Here is a 16,123-nt window from a genome sequence, read left to right on the forward strand (position 1 = left end):
TAACTAATTATTTACAGGGCTACTGTTATGTAAATACATTAATAATATATTCGATAATCCAATACCAACAAGATGACAATATCCATAATTAGATACATTTACTCATATAATTAAACAAATGTGAGACTCAGGGGAAATACATGAGAAAAATGGTTGTGAACCAAGTAGTAACGCTTTCTAGAAAGAAAAACTACACCGCTCTTGGCGTGGTATTGAAGTGACGCTTAAATTCACGGCTGAATTGGGATGGGCTCGAATAACCGACTCGACGTGCAGCATCGCTGATACGAAGGCCTTCTAGCTGAATCAGTTCTTTGGCTTTGTTGAGTCTTACCTTTTTCAAATATTGAAGTGGTGACTCAAAGGTGACATTACGAAAAGCATTATGGAAGGCAGACACACTCATGTTGGCTTCGTCGGCAAGCGATTGAACAGTGATGGTTTGGTCATACTCTTCATGCACTTTAGACAGCGCTTTAGCGACACGTGCGTAATGGCCGTCATGATGAGCTAAGTCAAACAGCACACGCCCTTCTGTACCGGTTAATGCGCGGTAGACAATTTCCGTCACCATGGCATCACCCAATATGTTGGCTTCGATGTCGCAATGCAGCATTTTGACCAACCGAGTAAAGCTCTCTAGCATCTGCTCTTCCATTGGCGTCGATTCTAAGCCACTCGAATTCTGTTTGTGCTTGTTGCAGTAGCTCTCTAGGAAGCCTTGGTCTTCGAGCTTTTTGACTAAGCTATGCAAGCGCTGAGAGTCGATACTGATCGACAAACCAAGCAATGGCTCACCATTAACAGGCAAGGCTTCGCACTCCAATGGCATTGGCACACCGACAACTAGATAGTCGCCCGCAGCATATGTGACAGGCCTGTCACCAATATAGATGTTCTTTTTACCTTGTCCGAGCATGATAATACCAGATTGGTAAGTGAAGGGTTGACGCAGATTCCCGACACTGCTCCTGTACAGCCATACACCGCCAATTTCAGTTTCTCTGATTCCTTCAAGATCATCCCAACCTTTGTGTTCTACATAAGACTGTAATAAATGCGCGAGTGTTTTCATAAGTGGCGACTTTCCATTCCAAGTGCTAAGAATATGTAAACTAGAGTAGATTAGAATATCAATTTTGTAGAAATAGGCAATTTATTTGGAGAATCAGCTCTTCATTACCCTGATTTACTGTACTAATATGCAAATATAGAAATTGAGCAATGAACCAAAATAATAAATTCAGCTTTACACAAGGAACTTAGAATGCAATTCACTTATGTTAATCCTACTGTTATCCACTTCGGTCAAGGCCAAATCAACGCTATCAGCCAAGCGGTTGATACTTCAAAGAAAGTACTTGTCATCTACGGTGGCGGTTCAATCAAAAGCAACGGCGTTTACGATCAAGTAGTCGCTTCACTTAAAGATCACGCTTGGATTGAGTTCTCTGGCGTTGAAGCGAACCCAACAAAAGAAACATTAGACAAAGCAGTCAATCTTGCTAAAGAAGAAAACGTAGAGTTCATTATCGCTGTTGGTGGTGGTTCAGTAATCGACGGTTCTAAATACGTTGCTGCAGCGGCTAAATACGACGGCGACGGTTGGGACATCTTAGCGGGTAAACACCAGGTAACAGAAGCGACACCAATTGGCGCAGTACTTACGCTTCCTGCGACAGGTTCTGAATCTAACATGGGTGCGGTAATCACTCGTAAAGAGACACAAGAAAAACTGGCCTTCATGAACCCTGCTGTTCAACCTAAGTTTGCGGTTATGGACCCAGATGTAATGAAGTCTCTTCCAGAACGCCAACTGATTAACGGTTTGGTTGATGCTTGGGTACACGTATGTGAGCAGTACATCACAATGCCAACAAACGCGATGGTTCAAGATGGTTACGCAGAAACACTGCTGAAAAACCTACTTGTGCTTGGCAAGCAATATGACGAGCGTGACAACGACGCATGGCGTGCAAACCTAATGTGGACAGCAAACCAAGCGCTCAATGGCTTAATTGGTACAGGTGTTCCTCAAGATTGGGCAACGCACATGATTGGTCATGAGTTCACAGCACTATGGCACGTCGACCACGCTCGCTCTCTTGCGATCGTTCAACCTTCATTACTTCGCAACCAAATCGAAGCGAAGCGCGGCAAGCTAGAGCAAATGGGTCGTAACGTATTTGGCCTAGAAGCAGGAGCTGATCTAGCAGAACGCACTATCGATGCAATCGAAGCGTTCTACCACAGCCTAGATGTACCAACTCAGTTCGATGGCTATGAAACAAATAAAACAGCAGCAGTCGATAAAGTTGTCGCTCAACTTGAATCTCACGGTTACCTAGAGCTGGGCGAGAACAAAGCGATCACGCCAGCAAAAACACGTGAAATCTTAGAGTCTGCAATTCAATAAGAATTGCTAAAACTATAAGAAAGATAGGGTAAACGATAAATCAAAGCTGATGCGGTCAGTGTGATAAATCACAAAACATGATTTGTGCCGTCACACTGAACTAATTTCTTTATTATCTCGTACATCAAAAAACAGTGCTCAATTTGGGCGCTGTTTTTTTGTTTGCCCTACATGATGTTATTAAATTCTCATAAGCTCTTAATTTTATGTGCAATCACATTTCTATATTGTTAAGGTAAACCTGTCTCTTTACTAGGTATGAACAACGATTTGAACAATCTCAAGGAAATGGTTAAGTTTAAGTCACTTAACAAGTGGTATGGTGGTTTTCATGCCCTAAAGGATATCGATTTAAAGATTGAACAGGGAGAAATAGTGGTGATTTGCGGACCGTCTGGTTCGGGTAAATCAACCTTGATCCGCTGTATCAATCAGCTAGAACCCTTCGAGAGTGGCGAGCTTTCCGTGCTAGAACAAGCGCTCCCGTGTAAGTTCAACACTCCTGGCCAGGTTGGAATGGTGTTTCAGCACTTCCATTTATTCCCCCATCTTACTGTGCTTGAAAACCTGACTCTGTCTCCGATTCGTACGCTCAAGAAAAGCAAAGAAGCAGCAGAGAAAACGGCGATGCATTATCTCGAATGTGTACACATTGCAGAGCAAGCGAATAAGTACCCAGCTCAGCTTTCTGGTGGCCAACAACAACGTGTTGCGATTGCTCGCTCTCTTTGTATGAAGCCTGAACTTCTATTGTTTGATGAACCAACATCTGCGCTTGATCCGGAAATGATCAATGAAGTGCTTGATGTGATGGTTGAGCTTGCCAGTGAAGGGATTACCATGGTGTGTGTGACACATGAAATGGGCTTTGCAAAGCGTGTTGCCGACCGTGTCATATTTATGGATGAAGGACAAATCGTGGAATCCAATACACCACAATGCCTGTTCGAGAATCCTCAACACGAGCGTACTCAAGCGTTCCTAAATCAGATTCTGACTTACTGATGCTGCTTAAAATAGTGAAGCCTGCCCTATCTGCGTTAGTACAAATTGTTGTACTCGCGGCAGCTGTTATCTGGATCCTCGATTCTGGCGCACAAGCCATGGGATACAGCTGGCAGTGGGAACGCGTGCCCGACTACATTGCCTTTTATGAAGACGGCGAATGGTGGCCTGCAGAATTGATGGAAGGGCTACTCGTTACCATCAATATCTCTTTGATTTCTTTGGTCGCTACGCTAGTTATTGGTTTAACTACAGCTTTGCTACGAAATTCAAATTCCGCAGTTGGACGCACTTTAGCCACCAGTTATGTCGAGTTGATTCGCAATACCCCACTATTGGTACAAATTTATTTGCTCTATTTTGTGTTTGGCCCCGTATTAGGGCTGGATCGTTTTAGCACAGCCGTTTTAGCCTTAGCACTTTTCCAAGGTGCATATACCGCTGAGATATTTAGGGCTGGTCTGAACGGTATTGCAAAAGGACAATTTGAAGCCGCTCAATCTTTGGGCTTATCAAAGACCTATACTTATTGGGATGTGATTCTTCCTCAGGTAATTCAACGCACCTTGCCACCTTTGACAAATGAAGTCATATCTCTTATTAAAAATTCTTCGATTGTGAGTGTCATGGCAATTTTCGACCTAACAACCGAAGCCAGAAACATCGTTTCTGAAACCGCGATGCCATTTGAGATTTGGTTCTCTGTGGCGATCATCTATCTTGCTCTTACACTTTCACTTTCTGCCGTTGCAGCTTGGCTTGAGCATAAGCTCGGAGCTAACTGGCGAACACAATAAGGATTTATCAGCATGAAGCTATTTAAAACCGCAATTACAGCTCTACTTGCGCTTGCCGTAAGTTTGCCTGCACTTGCTTCTGAAACGCCAAACCTAGATAAAATCAACGAACGTGGCTCTCTACGTGTTGGTATGTCGACTTTTGTACCTTGGGCAATGCGTAACAAACAGGGCGACCTTGTTGGCTTTGAAATCGATGTGGCAAAACGCCTCGCTGAAGATTCAGGCTGGAAAGTTGAGTTCGTACCGACGGCGTGGGATGGGATTATTCCTTCTCTACTGTCGAACAAGTTTGACGTGATCATCGGTGGTTTATCGATCACTGAAGCACGCTCTAAGAGTGTGCTGTTTACTGAACCTTACTCTCATTCAGGTGTTCAATTAGCAGCAAACAAGGAACTAGCTGAAGGCTTTACACAGATCTCTGATTTCGATTCTCGTCGTGTGAAAATTGCAGCACGTCGCGGCGCATTCACGGTTCAAGTGGCTCGTGAAACTTTCCCGAAAGCGAAAGTACTTCAGTTCGATGACGATGCTCAAGCGTTCCAAGAAGTGCTAAACGGCAATGCACACGCGGTTATCGCATCTAGCCCGAAACCTGAGCACGAAACAATCAAAAACGCAGACACTCTATTCATCCCATTTGAAGAACGCCTATCAAAAGGTAATGAAGCATTTGCTGTGCGCCTAGGTGAAACAGACAAAACTGAGTTCTTCAACGCGTGGATCAAAGCACGTACTGAAGACGGTTGGTTGAAAGACCGTTACGAGTACTGGTTCTCTACTCTAGATTGGCAAGATCAGATTGCTCAAGGTCAGTAATCTGAAACTGAGCTCAGTTTTTAATATGATCTAATCTGTCGAATCTAAATAAAGGCAGTGCGCTGTTTGCACTGCCTTCTCATCGAAAACTTAAGTAGCCTTTTTAAGTAGCTTTATTTGATTCGTTTTAGATCCAAGCAACAACCCAATAATAATTAATGTTTAAACAGGAATGACGTGAGTAGTACTAGCGCATTATCAACGCCCAAGCCCAACCTTCACACGAAGCCTTGGTATCAACGCCTCAATCTATTAGATGGAGTGTTGTTTGCCATCATTTGTGCGTTCGCAGGTTGGCTTTATTATCGTTCTTCTGTCGGTATCAACTATCAGTGGCGATGGGAAGACGCGTTCACATTAATTTTTATTCCACCTTCTCAAGGCAGTATTCCTTACTTCTTCCAAGGCTTGGTCGCAACATTGCGTTTGAGCTTGTGGAGCATGGTGTTAGCGCTCTCTTTCGGTACCCTGTTAGGGGTAGCAAGACACTCTAAGATCGCTTTCTTCAAAACACCTGCGTTGATTTTCATTCAATTGGTTCGAAATATTCCGCCATTGGTATTTGTGTTTATCTTTTACTTCTTTGTCTCTAACCAGCTGATCCCTCTACTTGGTTTAGAAAGCATTTTACGTGAACACAATGGAGAAATTAACGCTGTTCAAGATTTCCTATTTGGGCCCGCAAACCTTTGGGAAAACTTAGCCTCTGGTGTTATCTGTATTGGCCTGCTCTCTTCAGCTTATATCGCTGAAGTGATTCGAGCTGGTTTAGAAAGCATTCCTAAAGGGCAATGGGAAGCGGCTGATTCACTCGGGTTGTCGGCATTCTCTAAATATCGATTTGTAGTTGGCCCTCAGGTATTAACGGCGATTACGCCACCTTTGGCAGGTCAGGCAATTTCGCTAGTAAAAGACACCTCAATTGTGTCACTGATTTCTATTCAAGAGATGACGTTTGTTGGCACCGAAATGGCGAACTCTTCCGGTTTGATCTTCGAGATCTGGCTGATTGTAGGCGCGGTTTACTTCGCACTATGTTTCACCCTTTCACGTATTTTCAAAGTCATCGAACAACGTTCGAGTGTTTACCTTAACCGTTAAAATTAATGTTTATTTTCGCGTGAATTCGAGCGTCAGATCGATGGCCAACATCAACACCTAATTGATAATATTCATCAACTTAACCTGATTGGTTTAACTCATTGACCAATCAGGATTAATTCGCTAAAAACTATCTATCGAAACACAGCAAACCCCTCATTTAAACACTATACTTTCAGTACCCAATTTCATTGATTCTTCTCAAGGACTTCACTCAGCATGGACAATCATAAACAAAGAGCTTTTTGCGCCGTTGTGGGCGCATTGGTTGGAGACGCTGCTTCAATGGGGCTGCATTGGCTGTATGACCAAGAGAGGATCTTACAGGTAGCTGGCTTTGAGCCAGAATTTCGTTCGCCAAACCAGTTCGATTATCAAGACAAAGGATATTTCGCGCACCAAGGAAAAACCGCAGGCGATCAATCGCAATACGGTGCTCAGTTATTGGCGATGGTCGACAGCCTAGTCGACAATCAACAGTACAATGAAGCGAGTTACATTAAACACTTCCGCTTCTGGTTTGATTTTGGTGGCAGCTGGCAAGGCTACATTGATAAAGCCACTCGTATGAGCTTGCTGAACATACATCAATTAGAGCTAGCTGATGCCCCAATCACTGCTTGTGGCGCAGATGACACCCAGCTACCTGCTGTTTCAAAGCTAATTCCTTTGGTGGCGTGTACTTACACTTCTCACACTTTACCAGCGATGGTCGATAGCGCAGTGCGAGTCACCAACAATAACGATAAAGCGGTAGAGTGGGCACAAGCCATCACCCTACTGATTCAAGCTGCGATACAAGGTAATTCACCACTACAATCGGTAGAAATGGTAAGACAAACCTGCAGCAAGTTTATACACGATCAAATCGATGAAGCACTGGCTGAACCTGAGCTTTCAATAACAGATGCCGCGAAGAAGTTTGGACTGCATTGTGAACTGAGTGCCGCGTTCCCACTGCTGATTCGCATCATTGCGGGTGCTCAGAATTATAAACAAGGCATTCGCGACAACATCTTATGTGGCGGTGACAGTTGCGGGCGTGCAATTGTGATTGGCGCGGTATTAGCGGCGTGTTTCTACGAAGAAGATGGCGCGATTCCAACTGAGTGGCTTAGTAAGGTAAACCTTAATGGCGGTGTATTGTCTCTGCCTATTGAATAACATTTTTCGTTCAAGAATCAATGACTATGGCAATAACGTAAAGGTGCCATAGTCATCTAATCAACGAATCATCCAGTCAGCTAGCCTTCAAAATCACTGACTTCCCATTTATTGCTCACTTCGTTCGTCAACAATTCCTGAAAAGGTTCAACATCTTTCTGTTCCCACAAGTCAACTTGCACATTGAAAAAACGGTCTTTCTGTTGAGTCGCATAAACAAACAGTGGAGAGACCGTTACAGCGTTCTCCTTAATGGTATGCTCAATACCTAAGTCAACGCTAAGAAATGATTTACCACCATTGACAGCAAGGCCACGACGCATATTGCATCGGAACTGCGTTAAGATGTAATTTCCCGGTTTGATACCATCAAACAGTGCGTATTTAGCGTCTTCATATACAAACATACGTAGGGTTTGTGGTTCAGAACCAACCAAGTTCCCATCAATTTTTTCTTTTAAATCAAATACGAAGGTTTCACATGGGTATGTCGAGTCGTGCTTAGAGATAATCGTTGCAATAGCGAGTGCACCATTTCCCTGTGGTTCTGACAATGTATCTGTAGCTGTATTTGGAAGTGTTTTACAACCAGTAATCCCGATAGCCAATGCAGCAATTAAAAAACGTTTCATATAAAGCCTTTATTATTATCAATGAAATCATGCGCAGACACTATCATTAAAAACAAAGACTCCAACCACAAATTTATAAAAGAGTGATATTGTTAACATTGTTTTATTTATCAATAACTAACATAAAAACTCTCCACTTTGATTTACCCAATAGAGTCACTTTCAAGGAAGATCTCTTCAAGTTGTTCATTGTTAACTAAGAGGCGTTTGTTGATACACCTCCCATGTCTATGAATGCATTTTTATGCCAGTCGTTTAAATGTTATCCGTTTAAAGAATATCTATTTACGCCACATATAGACAAACTGGTCGTTTTGCGAGGTGATTTCAAAGCCAAACCTCAAGTACAACTCCCCAACTCGATTACCTTGTAAATAACACAACGCCACAGGCTTATTGAGTTTGGCTGCTTGAGCTAAGCAATCCGTTAAAACTTGGCTACCAATGCCCTTTCCATGATACTCAGGTAACAAAAAGAATCGGCAAAAATAGAAGTGATCGTCTTTGTCTTGAAGTAACACACTGCCAATCGCTTTGCCTTGATGTTCAATGATCTCGGGCCGTTCTTCAGCCCACTCTTCGGCGTGTATATCTCGTTGAACTTGCTCATCCCAACCAAATACAGCCTTGATTGGCTCAAACTCCGCGGCTTTTTTTAGATCGAACAGAAATTCATAATCTGATGACTGAGCGGGTCTTATCGAATACTTCAAAATATCTCCATATAAATCCTATTCCCGCCAACTAATCGTCTGACTAAGCCCTACAATACATGGTGTACTCTTGATGCCCTGTGTGCTCATCGGCTTGTTCACTTACGATCTTAAAACCTTGAGAAAGGTAGAACTCAATGGTCGCTTGATTCTCTTTGTACACATTCAATAACAAGTTCGGACATTCAAGCTTGGCATGTTGCATGAGCTGTTTCCCGATGCCACTCCCTTGATGCTCAGGGCGGACAAAGATCGCCGCTAGTATCCCTTCGTAAAGTGAATAGAAGCCGCGAACCTGACCATTGACTTGATACACATAGCTCTGTGATGCAGGAATATATAGGTCGCGCATATTAGCCACTTGCGACTCCCAAAACTCAGGAGTCACAAAGTCATGGGCTTTTATCGAGGCGGTTAACCAAAGATTTAAAACGGCTTCAATATCGGCTGGGTTGTACTCTCTAATCATCTTAATTCTCAGGCAATTAATATTGTTTAAACTGCGAACCAATATGCCAAGAAGCGACGTAAATTCATTGAAGATTTACGACAATGTCCCAGTCAGAATTATTGAACGGTAATGATAGACCAATACCATTGGCCGCTATTGTTTCTTAACGTATTTCGCCGTAACGAGCATTTCACCGCCACCATCCAGCTTGCAATCTAACTGATGATCTTTGCCTTCACTAATTCGTCTGATTACCGCTTTAGTGCCTATTTTCAGTACAGAAGAACTGCCTTTAATTTTTAGATCTTTAATGAAGGTAACTTTATCGCCAGTGTCTAATACAACACCATTCACGTCCTTTACACGCGCGGCTTCTCTTTCTAAACGCTCCTCTTCTGGGTTCCATTCATAGGCACACTCAGGGCAGATTAGGTTGTTTTGGTCTGGATAGACATATTCAGATTGGCATTGCGGACAAGGAGGTAAAGACATACGTTAATACTTAATTTAAATAGAATTTACGTCCATTTTAATGACTCTTGCTAGGCTTAGCGAGCACAAACCTAACAAATTATCTCAAGATAAACCTAACGTCGGAAAAGAGCGGCTCTGAAACGGACAAACACAGCCGCTAAGCTGTGTTTGTTTATGAATCGAGTGTGCCTGAGCGACAGTTGTAAGCTAGTCAGATTAACGCTCTACTTTTGGTGAGTAGATCGAATACGCCGTGATTTGTCCTGCCACAATCGCGGAGAACATAAACAGCGCCGATAAACCGATACTCGGGATCGGCAAGATTGATTGCTCAAACACAGATTGACTCGCACTCACCAATACTCGGCTACCCGGAACCAAGATGATGATACCCTGCACGATGTAAATAGAGCCGGTGAGCTCCATCTTTTTAGCAATCCAAGTTCCGTACAAAGTAATAAGAACCGTGGTTACCCAAGTACCCACAACCCAACCACTATCAAAACCAAGGTAGAACGGCCCCCACATGCCAAGAACCGCAACTGGCAAGCCAAGCAAAATGTCTTTAGGGCGCGCATTGAACATTACCCCGATAGACACAGAGATCAGCACTAAACCCGATATATGCATCCACGTGGGCACTGCATTGATATAGTCAATAGAGACCGCTTGTCCCCATATCGCTTCACCAATATTGAGACCCATGATAATCCCAACAAACAATTTGATTAGGGTTAAGGCACTCTGGCCGAGCAAACTAGTACCTGAAACTAAATCATTAAAGGCCAAACACTCTAAAGCGTTGGCTATAGATAAACCGGGGACAAACAAGACGATAGAGGCAATACACAACGCCCAAACAGGTATTGGTAGCCCTGTACTCGCTAAAAAAGCCACGAAGATACCCGTTAACAAAGCTGAGATGAACTCAACCGCGATAGCACGACGTGAATGAAGAACTTGCTGACAGACCCAAACCATTAAACCCAACAACGCAGAGAAACCGACCGCTTCCAGCGTACTGCCAACTAGCATTAAATACGCAGGTGGAATCCCCATATTGGCAAGTGCAGTCACAAATTTAGAGTAACCGACAGGCTCTGGGACTGGTTCGCTACTAGGCTGATTAATACGAATGATGGTATTGGCCAACAAACTCAGATTAATTGAAGCTGGCTTTAGACGCTTAAGAATTACGGCGTTGTTATCGTCTGGGAATTGATAATTGATCGCGGTTGGCGTCGCTTGAATCATTACATCAACGCCGTGCTTTTTTGCATAGAATTGTGTATATTTTTCAAGCTTATACGGAGCACAACCACTGCGGTGAAGAGTATCACCAATTTCAACAATTTTGTTAATTCGGTACTGAGAAGGCATGGGTATTTGAGGCGAGACAAAATGTGCGGCAAATGTACCAAACGATAGACGGAATGACGAGACTTTTGCGTGAATTATCAACTAAATTCGTTACTTTTTTCGTCAAAGACTTAGAAGCATCGATAACTCTACTTATTTGCAATTAGTTTAATGAATATAACGCATCGTTCGAAAGTTAAAACTATGCATCCACACTGTTATTAAAATACTCGAAAATTCGGTTTAGAATCAATTTGTGTTAACACACGTAACCTCGAACTTTGCTCTTACTTTGGACCTATTTGGGATATAAATGGCCACCAATGTAACTTTATCGAATCGAATGAAACGCTTCCCTATTACAAATAATGGTTATCTAGATAACGGTTATTTGAGAGCCTCCTGCTTAACGAGATTTTAGTCACATTTTATTCACTCTCAGGACGCCAGATATGATTGAAAAACTAGCGGAGTGGTGGTTATGCGAGCACTTAGAATAAAAATGAAAGAAAAAGGTTTCGTTTTCAGTTAGATGTGGCATTATCAAACTCGTTAAGACGATGTGCGTACATCGTATAATGGCTATTACCTCAGCCTTCCAAGCTGATGATGCGGGTTCGATTCCCGCTGTACGCTCCAGTCTTCTTGATGCCTAAGTCTTACTCTTAAGACAGTGTGCGTGCATCGTATAATGGCTATTACCTCAGCCTTCCAAGCTGATGATGCGGGTTCGATTCCCGCTGCACGCTCCAACTTCTGTTTAGTTACAAATCTCTTTAGTTACACTATCCCTTTAGATTCAGCATCTCCTCTTAGCTTCAAAACCTAAAACAATTAAAACTGCGCACTTCATTGTGTGATTCTTTGTATTGAAAAAGAGCAATACCAAATGGTATTACTCTTTGAATATTCTTAATTTAATTGATTACCTCAATCAAGCTGCCCTTCATCTAAAGCAGAAGTAACCCATACTAGCGGCGCATTCCAGTTGATGGTTATCTCGTTCAACGTCCAAGCTCCAATATTATCGCTGTAACACGTTTGTCCAACACACTTACCTTTCATCACAGCGGCAATAGGATCACTAAAACTTACCGAATTTGGGCCTCCAATTAACGCACCCGGCGCTGGTTTTGGTGAACTTTCATCAGCAGCGTAAGCCCAGAATCGATGATGAGGATTCTCAGCAGGTTTCGTTCCATAACCAGTAACATAAGAGATATTCATCGGGTTACCTCCGAGGATATAATCCATCGCACTAGCCGCCGCTTTGATGTATCGAACATCATTAGAAAAATCGTGAGCGTAAATCAAAAAAATACTTCGGTTTACAAGGTTGGAGTTTGAGCCCCAGGAATACTCTTCGACTGTATAAGGGATGTTGTAGCCTTCATTGGCAACTTGCTTAGTATAAGATTCTGCCGTTTTAATGATGTTCTTACGTGCTTGTTCAATAACTTGGTTGTCCAATGAGTTAGGTACCACGGCTAAACTCACGGTGCCCGCAGGCGCTATATACTGCCAATACATGTCACCATCGGCATTGATATTACCTTTAGGCACTTCAAGATAGTGTCGCGAATCAACCAATACCTCTTTATAAGCCTCATCATTGGTTGTGATAAAGAGCTCGGCCGCAGCCCAGTATCGCTCATCACTCAATTCGATATCATCATACGGCCCTGACCCCGTGAAGTTGTCGTAAGCATAGATATCTTGATGTTGATTTGCGGCGTTCCACGCTTTGGTCGCTGAATCCAAACATAACTGCGAGAAATCACTGTCGATATCTTTCCAAATACGTGCACACTGAGCACCAATGGCGGCCAAATTCAATGAGGCCGCTGTCGTCGGATAACCAACATAGCGTTTCTGAGTATCTTTGTGTGGCGGTAATGGCATACCAGTCCAAGACTCATCCGCGATCTTGTGGAATGCCAGCCCTCTCGCGTTAATCTCGGTAAGTTTTAACTGTTTACTGGCAGACTGATTACCAACAGGAACAGCGATAGGCGTGTCAGAGTCAACTTGCATCGCTAACATGAACTCTATGTTCCAGCGAGCTTCAGACAACAACGGGTTAACGCCATTGGTTGCTTCAGGGATTTTTACTTTGCTCTCTGAAAAAGGAAGTGATTTGTTCTCTAAGAACTTCCCTCGCTCATATAAATTCAGGAGTGTCCAAGTTGAAATACCACTATTTACTGTGTACTTACCATGGTCGCCCGCATCGTACCAACCACCGGTTGCATCAATAGTCAGATCACAGCCAGGCCATCTATTTCCCCAACTATCGACTTTATCAAAACATGTTGCAGTATCGGACATGTGACCCCCGGGTCTCGCAAGATCTTCACGTTGAACGAACTCTGGCTTTATTTCAATGCCGCTACGATTTTGATAGAAGTAAGACAACGCATCGAGCTTCAACTTACTGTAAACATCGTTTCGAATATCGAATGGATAGCTGACATCGTCGTCGACCTTGACCGTTAAACCTTTCATCGTGTCTGTATACTTTGATAGGTTTACTCGGTGAATATGCTCACCCGACGCTTTATTCAAACCGAATACTTCTGTTTTACCGAGATCAAGGCTGCTCCCTGATTTAGAGACTAATGCCCATTTCAAAGGTGTTGTCGAAATGTTTTCAACAAAAATATATTTATCGGATTTCGGTAAGAAGCCAACTTGATTGGCTCGAATAGGCATCTTAGTCGCCACTTTTACAAATGGTTTGCCTACGACAGAAACATTGTCTACACAGATGATACCTTCCTTCTGAGCGCCCAGCTGAAACTGGAACTCTGTATCGGCATCACTATCAAGCTCTTGTAAAAAATCAAACGTATAGTTTTGCTTATCTTCGGATACACCTACTTCGGTTAGAAAATAGTGCGTATAGGGAGGCCCTTCATGTTGAATCAAGGCTTTCATCTCAGTATCAATATTCGCATATGCATCGAACGATACCTGATATTTCTGACCTTGCTCTAAGCCAATACCGCTATGGCCTAAAATGATATCCCAAGAATTTTTTCCTGGGTTTTTAATATCAATACACGCTTCATTACTTTCTGTAGCTATGTTGGCGCCAGCATTCCACCAACCATCCATATTGCCTTTAAAGTGACTATTTCTAATCTGCTCTTCTGCGTGAATAGCTCCAGAAGATAAAATCATGATAATCGCGAGAGATAACGTTCCTTTTTGCATCATTATTCCTTAGAGATGTTTCATATATCCAAAGAAACTAGCGAAATAGATTCAATAATAGAGCGTTAACATTCGCAAAAAATGGACTCGTAAAAATAAATATTATGATTTCTTGTGATGTTTAACACTAAGGAACAAGCTCATGAATCAATTGCATGGATAGACAAAACGATATTGTGCTAGTGCTTCTCAATTAAACTCAGATTTCATAAAAGTGCGGGTTTAATAATCTTGGTCAATATCCAAAAAAACAGTTGTGTTAATGTGCGCGCATTAGCAACAACCAAAAATAATTAAAAATGTTTAAAAGCAATGAGTTAACAATAAACATCGAAGCAATCAATGTCGCACTGTCAAAAGTCGAAAATGCGAACAAAATTCAGCTTAATACGTTGAAAGGTTATGTGAGCAGCGAACCAGAACAGGCCGTGCTTGCGTTTCGTTCTTTGAATGAAGTGGAATCGATCGACGACAAACTTAAGAAGATCATGTCCGAGTTACCGCATCTGAGCGGCGAAGCTCACCATCTGCTGGAAACTTCTATCTTGCTACAGTGATTCTAGCTACAGATAAGCCTCAGCCAATACAAATTAGTTCATGTATTCCTAGACAGGTTGAGACTTATCTTTAACTGAACACTCTATTTAACCAATGACTTAGCGGCCACACAAAGCTGTACTGGTAGGTTGAAATGAATAGGTGATGTAAGAGCCTCGCATTACTCCCAAAAGTTCCACCATTTTTTGCTGTTTTCCTCACGCTGCTGTTGGCCTTTTTCTGAACCTTTCCCCTCTTCTTTACGCTCTTGTTCCGCTTTTTTGTCTTTCTGCTTTTCTAATCCCGACTTTTCTTCGTCCTTATCCATATCATCTTTAAGCTTCTCTTTCTTATCTTTGAGCTTCTCTTTACTCTCTTCGAGGGCTTCTTTCTCGTCTTCTAAATCATCAAGCTCTTTATCTAACTTCTGCTTATCTTTTTTGTTCTTACTTTTTTTCGCTTTTTTCTTTCTCTCTTCGATCATCGAATCAAGCTGCTTCTCACGATCATCCATTTCGCCTTCAACTTTTTTTGCCTCAGCGAATGTTTTTACTTCTTCTAAATCGGGTTTACCTTTACCAGCCCACTCAGGTTTAGCAGCAATGCTGTGGGTCGACCACGTTATCAAAGCACCCGTTACTGCAAGTACTAGAACTGTCTTATTCATCCTTAAACTCCTATTCCTATAGTCTTTTAAAGCTAATACCTAAATAACACTAAAACAAGGTAGCCATACCTAGCGCTCATCCCTTTGAAGTAGATATGGCTTGTGTATCACCTTATAGCGTTACTGCCTTGACCATGCCCGCTTCAGCATGACCAGGAATATTGCACGCGAACTCTACGTTATTATCACCATGAAAATGCCAAAGCATCTGCTTCGCTTTACCCGGCTTAACCGTGACTGTGCTACCCGAGTCATGAGCGTGATTACCCATGTTTTTCATCATTTCACGATGTTCTAGCTGCTCTGAGGCAGAACCAATCGAGAATTCGTGATCAATCTTGCCTGTATTCATCACAACAAACTGCACTACGTCATTTGGCTCTATATCGACCTTGTTTTTAAATGTGATTTTCATATCATCACTTAGCAGCACATGAACCACTTGATCGGGCTTCGCGCCTTGAGCTGGCATCCCAACTTCTGACATACCTTCCATGTCCATCATTCCATCCATATTCATCATCTTGGAATGGTCCATCTTTCCACTCGTCATCATACTGTGATCCATTTTTGAATGATCCATTCCTCCATCTTTCATCATCGAGTGATCCATGCCTGAATGATCTTTACTTGAATGGTCAAGAGCAGAGTGATCCATTTCAGCAAAAGCCGTTGCAGTGGTCAGTGTTAGAGCGATAGCAATTAGTGTCTTTTTCATGGTCGTTCCTTAGATTAATTCTGTTTTATGTTAGTTTCACATATTCATGTG

General features: G+C 42.5%; 16 protein-coding genes and 2 tRNA genes. 9 read left to right on the forward strand and 9 right to left on the reverse strand.

Going from position 1 to position 16,123, the window contains the following annotated elements:
* Positions 1-190: 190 nt before the first annotated feature.
* The gene (locus ACFI6G_RS08650) at positions 191-1,075 is read right to left on the reverse strand and encodes an AraC family transcriptional regulator (protein WP_010430267.1); all 885 of its coding nucleotides are present in this window, start codon (positions 1,073-1,075) and stop codon (positions 191-193) included.
* Positions 1,076-1,267: 192 nt separating this feature from the next.
* Between ACFI6G_RS08650 and ACFI6G_RS08655 the strand changes: the two genes are divergently transcribed.
* From ACFI6G_RS08655 to ACFI6G_RS08680, 6 genes are all read left to right on the forward strand, one after another.
* Complete coding sequence (locus ACFI6G_RS08655) at positions 1,268-2,416, forward strand: iron-containing alcohol dehydrogenase (protein ID WP_010430270.1); 1,149 nt, start codon at positions 1,268-1,270, stop codon at positions 2,414-2,416.
* 258 nt (positions 2,417-2,674) lie between these two features.
* Positions 2,675-3,421, forward strand: coding sequence for an amino acid ABC transporter ATP-binding protein (locus tag ACFI6G_RS08660; protein WP_016768142.1), 747 nt, complete (start codon positions 2,675-2,677; stop codon positions 3,419-3,421).
* Positions 3,421-4,218 carry an amino acid ABC transporter permease gene (locus ACFI6G_RS08665; RefSeq protein WP_016785331.1) on the forward strand — a complete coding sequence of 266 codons (798 nt, stop codon included), beginning with the start codon at positions 3,421-3,423 and terminating at the stop codon, positions 4,216-4,218. The genes ACFI6G_RS08660 and ACFI6G_RS08665 overlap by 1 nt, the downstream gene beginning before the upstream one ends.
* Before the next feature lie 12 nt (positions 4,219-4,230).
* Positions 4,231-5,040, forward strand: coding sequence for a transporter substrate-binding domain-containing protein (locus tag ACFI6G_RS08670; protein ID WP_010430279.1), 810 nt, complete (start codon positions 4,231-4,233; stop codon positions 5,038-5,040).
* Between the two features lie 177 nt (positions 5,041-5,217).
* Positions 5,218-6,141 carry an amino acid ABC transporter permease gene (locus ACFI6G_RS08675; RefSeq protein WP_010430282.1) on the forward strand — a complete coding sequence of 308 codons (924 nt, stop codon included), beginning with the start codon at positions 5,218-5,220 and terminating at the stop codon, positions 6,139-6,141.
* Positions 6,142-6,360: 219 nt separating this feature from the next.
* The gene (locus tag ACFI6G_RS08680) at positions 6,361-7,305 is read left to right on the forward strand and encodes an ADP-ribosylglycohydrolase family protein (protein ID WP_010430284.1); all 945 of its coding nucleotides are present in this window, start codon (positions 6,361-6,363) and stop codon (positions 7,303-7,305) included.
* 80 nt (positions 7,306-7,385) lie between these two features.
* On the opposite strand, the gene ACFI6G_RS08685 is transcribed toward ACFI6G_RS08680, so the two are convergent.
* From ACFI6G_RS08685 to ACFI6G_RS08705, 5 genes are all read right to left on the reverse strand, one after another.
* Positions 7,386-7,937, reverse strand: coding sequence for a hypothetical protein (locus ACFI6G_RS08685; RefSeq protein ID WP_010430287.1), 552 nt, complete (start codon positions 7,935-7,937; stop codon positions 7,386-7,388).
* 281 nt (positions 7,938-8,218) lie between these two features.
* On the reverse strand, positions 8,219-8,650 hold the full coding sequence (locus ACFI6G_RS08690; protein ID WP_010430290.1) for a GNAT family N-acetyltransferase: 432 nt from the start codon (positions 8,648-8,650) through the stop codon (positions 8,219-8,221).
* Between the two features lie 43 nt (positions 8,651-8,693).
* Positions 8,694-9,119, reverse strand: a complete 426-nt coding sequence (locus tag ACFI6G_RS08695) for an N-acetyltransferase (RefSeq protein ID WP_010430294.1) — start codon at positions 9,117-9,119, stop codon at positions 8,694-8,696.
* 135 nt (positions 9,120-9,254) lie between these two features.
* The gene (locus ACFI6G_RS08700) at positions 9,255-9,593 is read right to left on the reverse strand and encodes a zinc ribbon domain-containing protein YjdM (protein ID WP_010430297.1); all 339 of its coding nucleotides are present in this window, start codon (positions 9,591-9,593) and stop codon (positions 9,255-9,257) included.
* A gap of 198 nt (positions 9,594-9,791) precedes the next feature.
* Complete coding sequence (locus tag ACFI6G_RS08705; RefSeq protein WP_010430301.1) at positions 9,792-10,955, reverse strand: threonine/serine exporter family protein; 1,164 nt, start codon at positions 10,953-10,955, stop codon at positions 9,792-9,794.
* A gap of 543 nt (positions 10,956-11,498) precedes the next feature.
* Between ACFI6G_RS08705 and ACFI6G_RS08710 the strand changes: the two genes are divergently transcribed.
* Positions 11,499-11,573, forward strand: a tRNA-Gly gene (locus tag ACFI6G_RS08710).
* A gap of 38 nt (positions 11,574-11,611) precedes the next feature.
* Positions 11,612-11,686 (forward strand) — tRNA-Gly (locus ACFI6G_RS08715).
* A 178-nt stretch (positions 11,687-11,864) separates the two neighbouring features.
* On the opposite strand, the gene ACFI6G_RS08720 is transcribed toward ACFI6G_RS08715, so the two are convergent.
* Entirely contained in the window at positions 11,865-14,150 is a 2,286-nt protein-coding gene (locus tag ACFI6G_RS08720) for a glycoside hydrolase family 9 protein (protein ID WP_462710239.1), read from the reverse strand.
* A 299-nt stretch (positions 14,151-14,449) separates the two neighbouring features.
* Between ACFI6G_RS08720 and ACFI6G_RS08725 the strand changes: the two genes are divergently transcribed.
* Positions 14,450-14,707 carry a hypothetical protein gene (locus tag ACFI6G_RS08725; protein ID WP_016788617.1) on the forward strand — a complete coding sequence of 86 codons (258 nt, stop codon included), beginning with the start codon at positions 14,450-14,452 and terminating at the stop codon, positions 14,705-14,707.
* A 161-nt stretch (positions 14,708-14,868) separates the two neighbouring features.
* Here the strand turns inward: ACFI6G_RS08725 and ACFI6G_RS08730 are convergent, their stop codons facing one another.
* A complete protein-coding gene (locus tag ACFI6G_RS08730) occupies positions 14,869-15,354 on the reverse strand; it encodes a hypothetical protein (protein ID WP_016793419.1) in 486 nt (161 codons plus the stop codon).
* A gap of 112 nt (positions 15,355-15,466) precedes the next feature.
* Positions 15,467-16,072 (reverse strand): copper-resistant cuproprotein CopI, encoded by a 606-nt coding sequence (gene copI, locus ACFI6G_RS08735; RefSeq protein WP_016793420.1) that lies wholly within the window; start codon positions 16,070-16,072, stop codon positions 15,467-15,469.
* Positions 16,073-16,123: the final 51 nt, after the last annotated feature.

The organism is Vibrio sp. PSi01 (assembly GCF_054960695.1).

Coding starts and splice junctions, on each gene's coding strand:
- ACFI6G_RS08650 (WP_010430267.1), bottom strand. CDS start 1,075: ATGAAAACACTCGCGCATTTATTACAGTCTTATGTAGAACACAAAGGT.
- ACFI6G_RS08655 (WP_010430270.1), top strand. CDS start 1,268: ATGCAATTCACTTATGTTAATCCTACTGTTATCCACTTCGGTCAAGGC.
- ACFI6G_RS08660 (WP_016768142.1), top strand. CDS start 2,675: ATGAACAACGATTTGAACAATCTCAAGGAAATGGTTAAGTTTAAGTCA.
- ACFI6G_RS08665 (WP_016785331.1), top strand. CDS start 3,421: ATGCTGCTTAAAATAGTGAAGCCTGCCCTATCTGCGTTAGTACAAATT.
- ACFI6G_RS08670 (WP_010430279.1), top strand. CDS start 4,231: ATGAAGCTATTTAAAACCGCAATTACAGCTCTACTTGCGCTTGCCGTA.
- ACFI6G_RS08680 (WP_010430284.1), top strand. CDS start 6,361: ATGGACAATCATAAACAAAGAGCTTTTTGCGCCGTTGTGGGCGCATTG.
- ACFI6G_RS08685 (WP_010430287.1), bottom strand. CDS start 7,937: ATGAAACGTTTTTTAATTGCTGCATTGGCTATCGGGATTACTGGTTGT.
- ACFI6G_RS08695 (WP_010430294.1), bottom strand. CDS start 9,119: ATGATTAGAGAGTACAACCCAGCCGATATTGAAGCCGTTTTAAATCTT.
- ACFI6G_RS08700 (WP_010430297.1), bottom strand. CDS start 9,593: ATGTCTTTACCTCCTTGTCCGCAATGCCAATCTGAATATGTCTATCCA.
- ACFI6G_RS08705 (WP_010430301.1), bottom strand. CDS start 10,955: ATGCCTTCTCAGTACCGAATTAACAAAATTGTTGAAATTGGTGATACT.
- ACFI6G_RS08720 (WP_462710239.1), bottom strand. CDS start 14,150: ATGCAAAAAGGAACGTTATCTCTCGCGATTATCATGATTTTATCTTCT.
- ACFI6G_RS08725 (WP_016788617.1), top strand. CDS start 14,450: ATGTTTAAAAGCAATGAGTTAACAATAAACATCGAAGCAATCAATGTC.
- ACFI6G_RS08730 (WP_016793419.1), bottom strand. CDS start 15,354: ATGAATAAGACAGTTCTAGTACTTGCAGTAACGGGTGCTTTGATAACG.
- copI (WP_016793420.1), bottom strand. CDS start 16,072: ATGAAAAAGACACTAATTGCTATCGCTCTAACACTGACCACTGCAACG.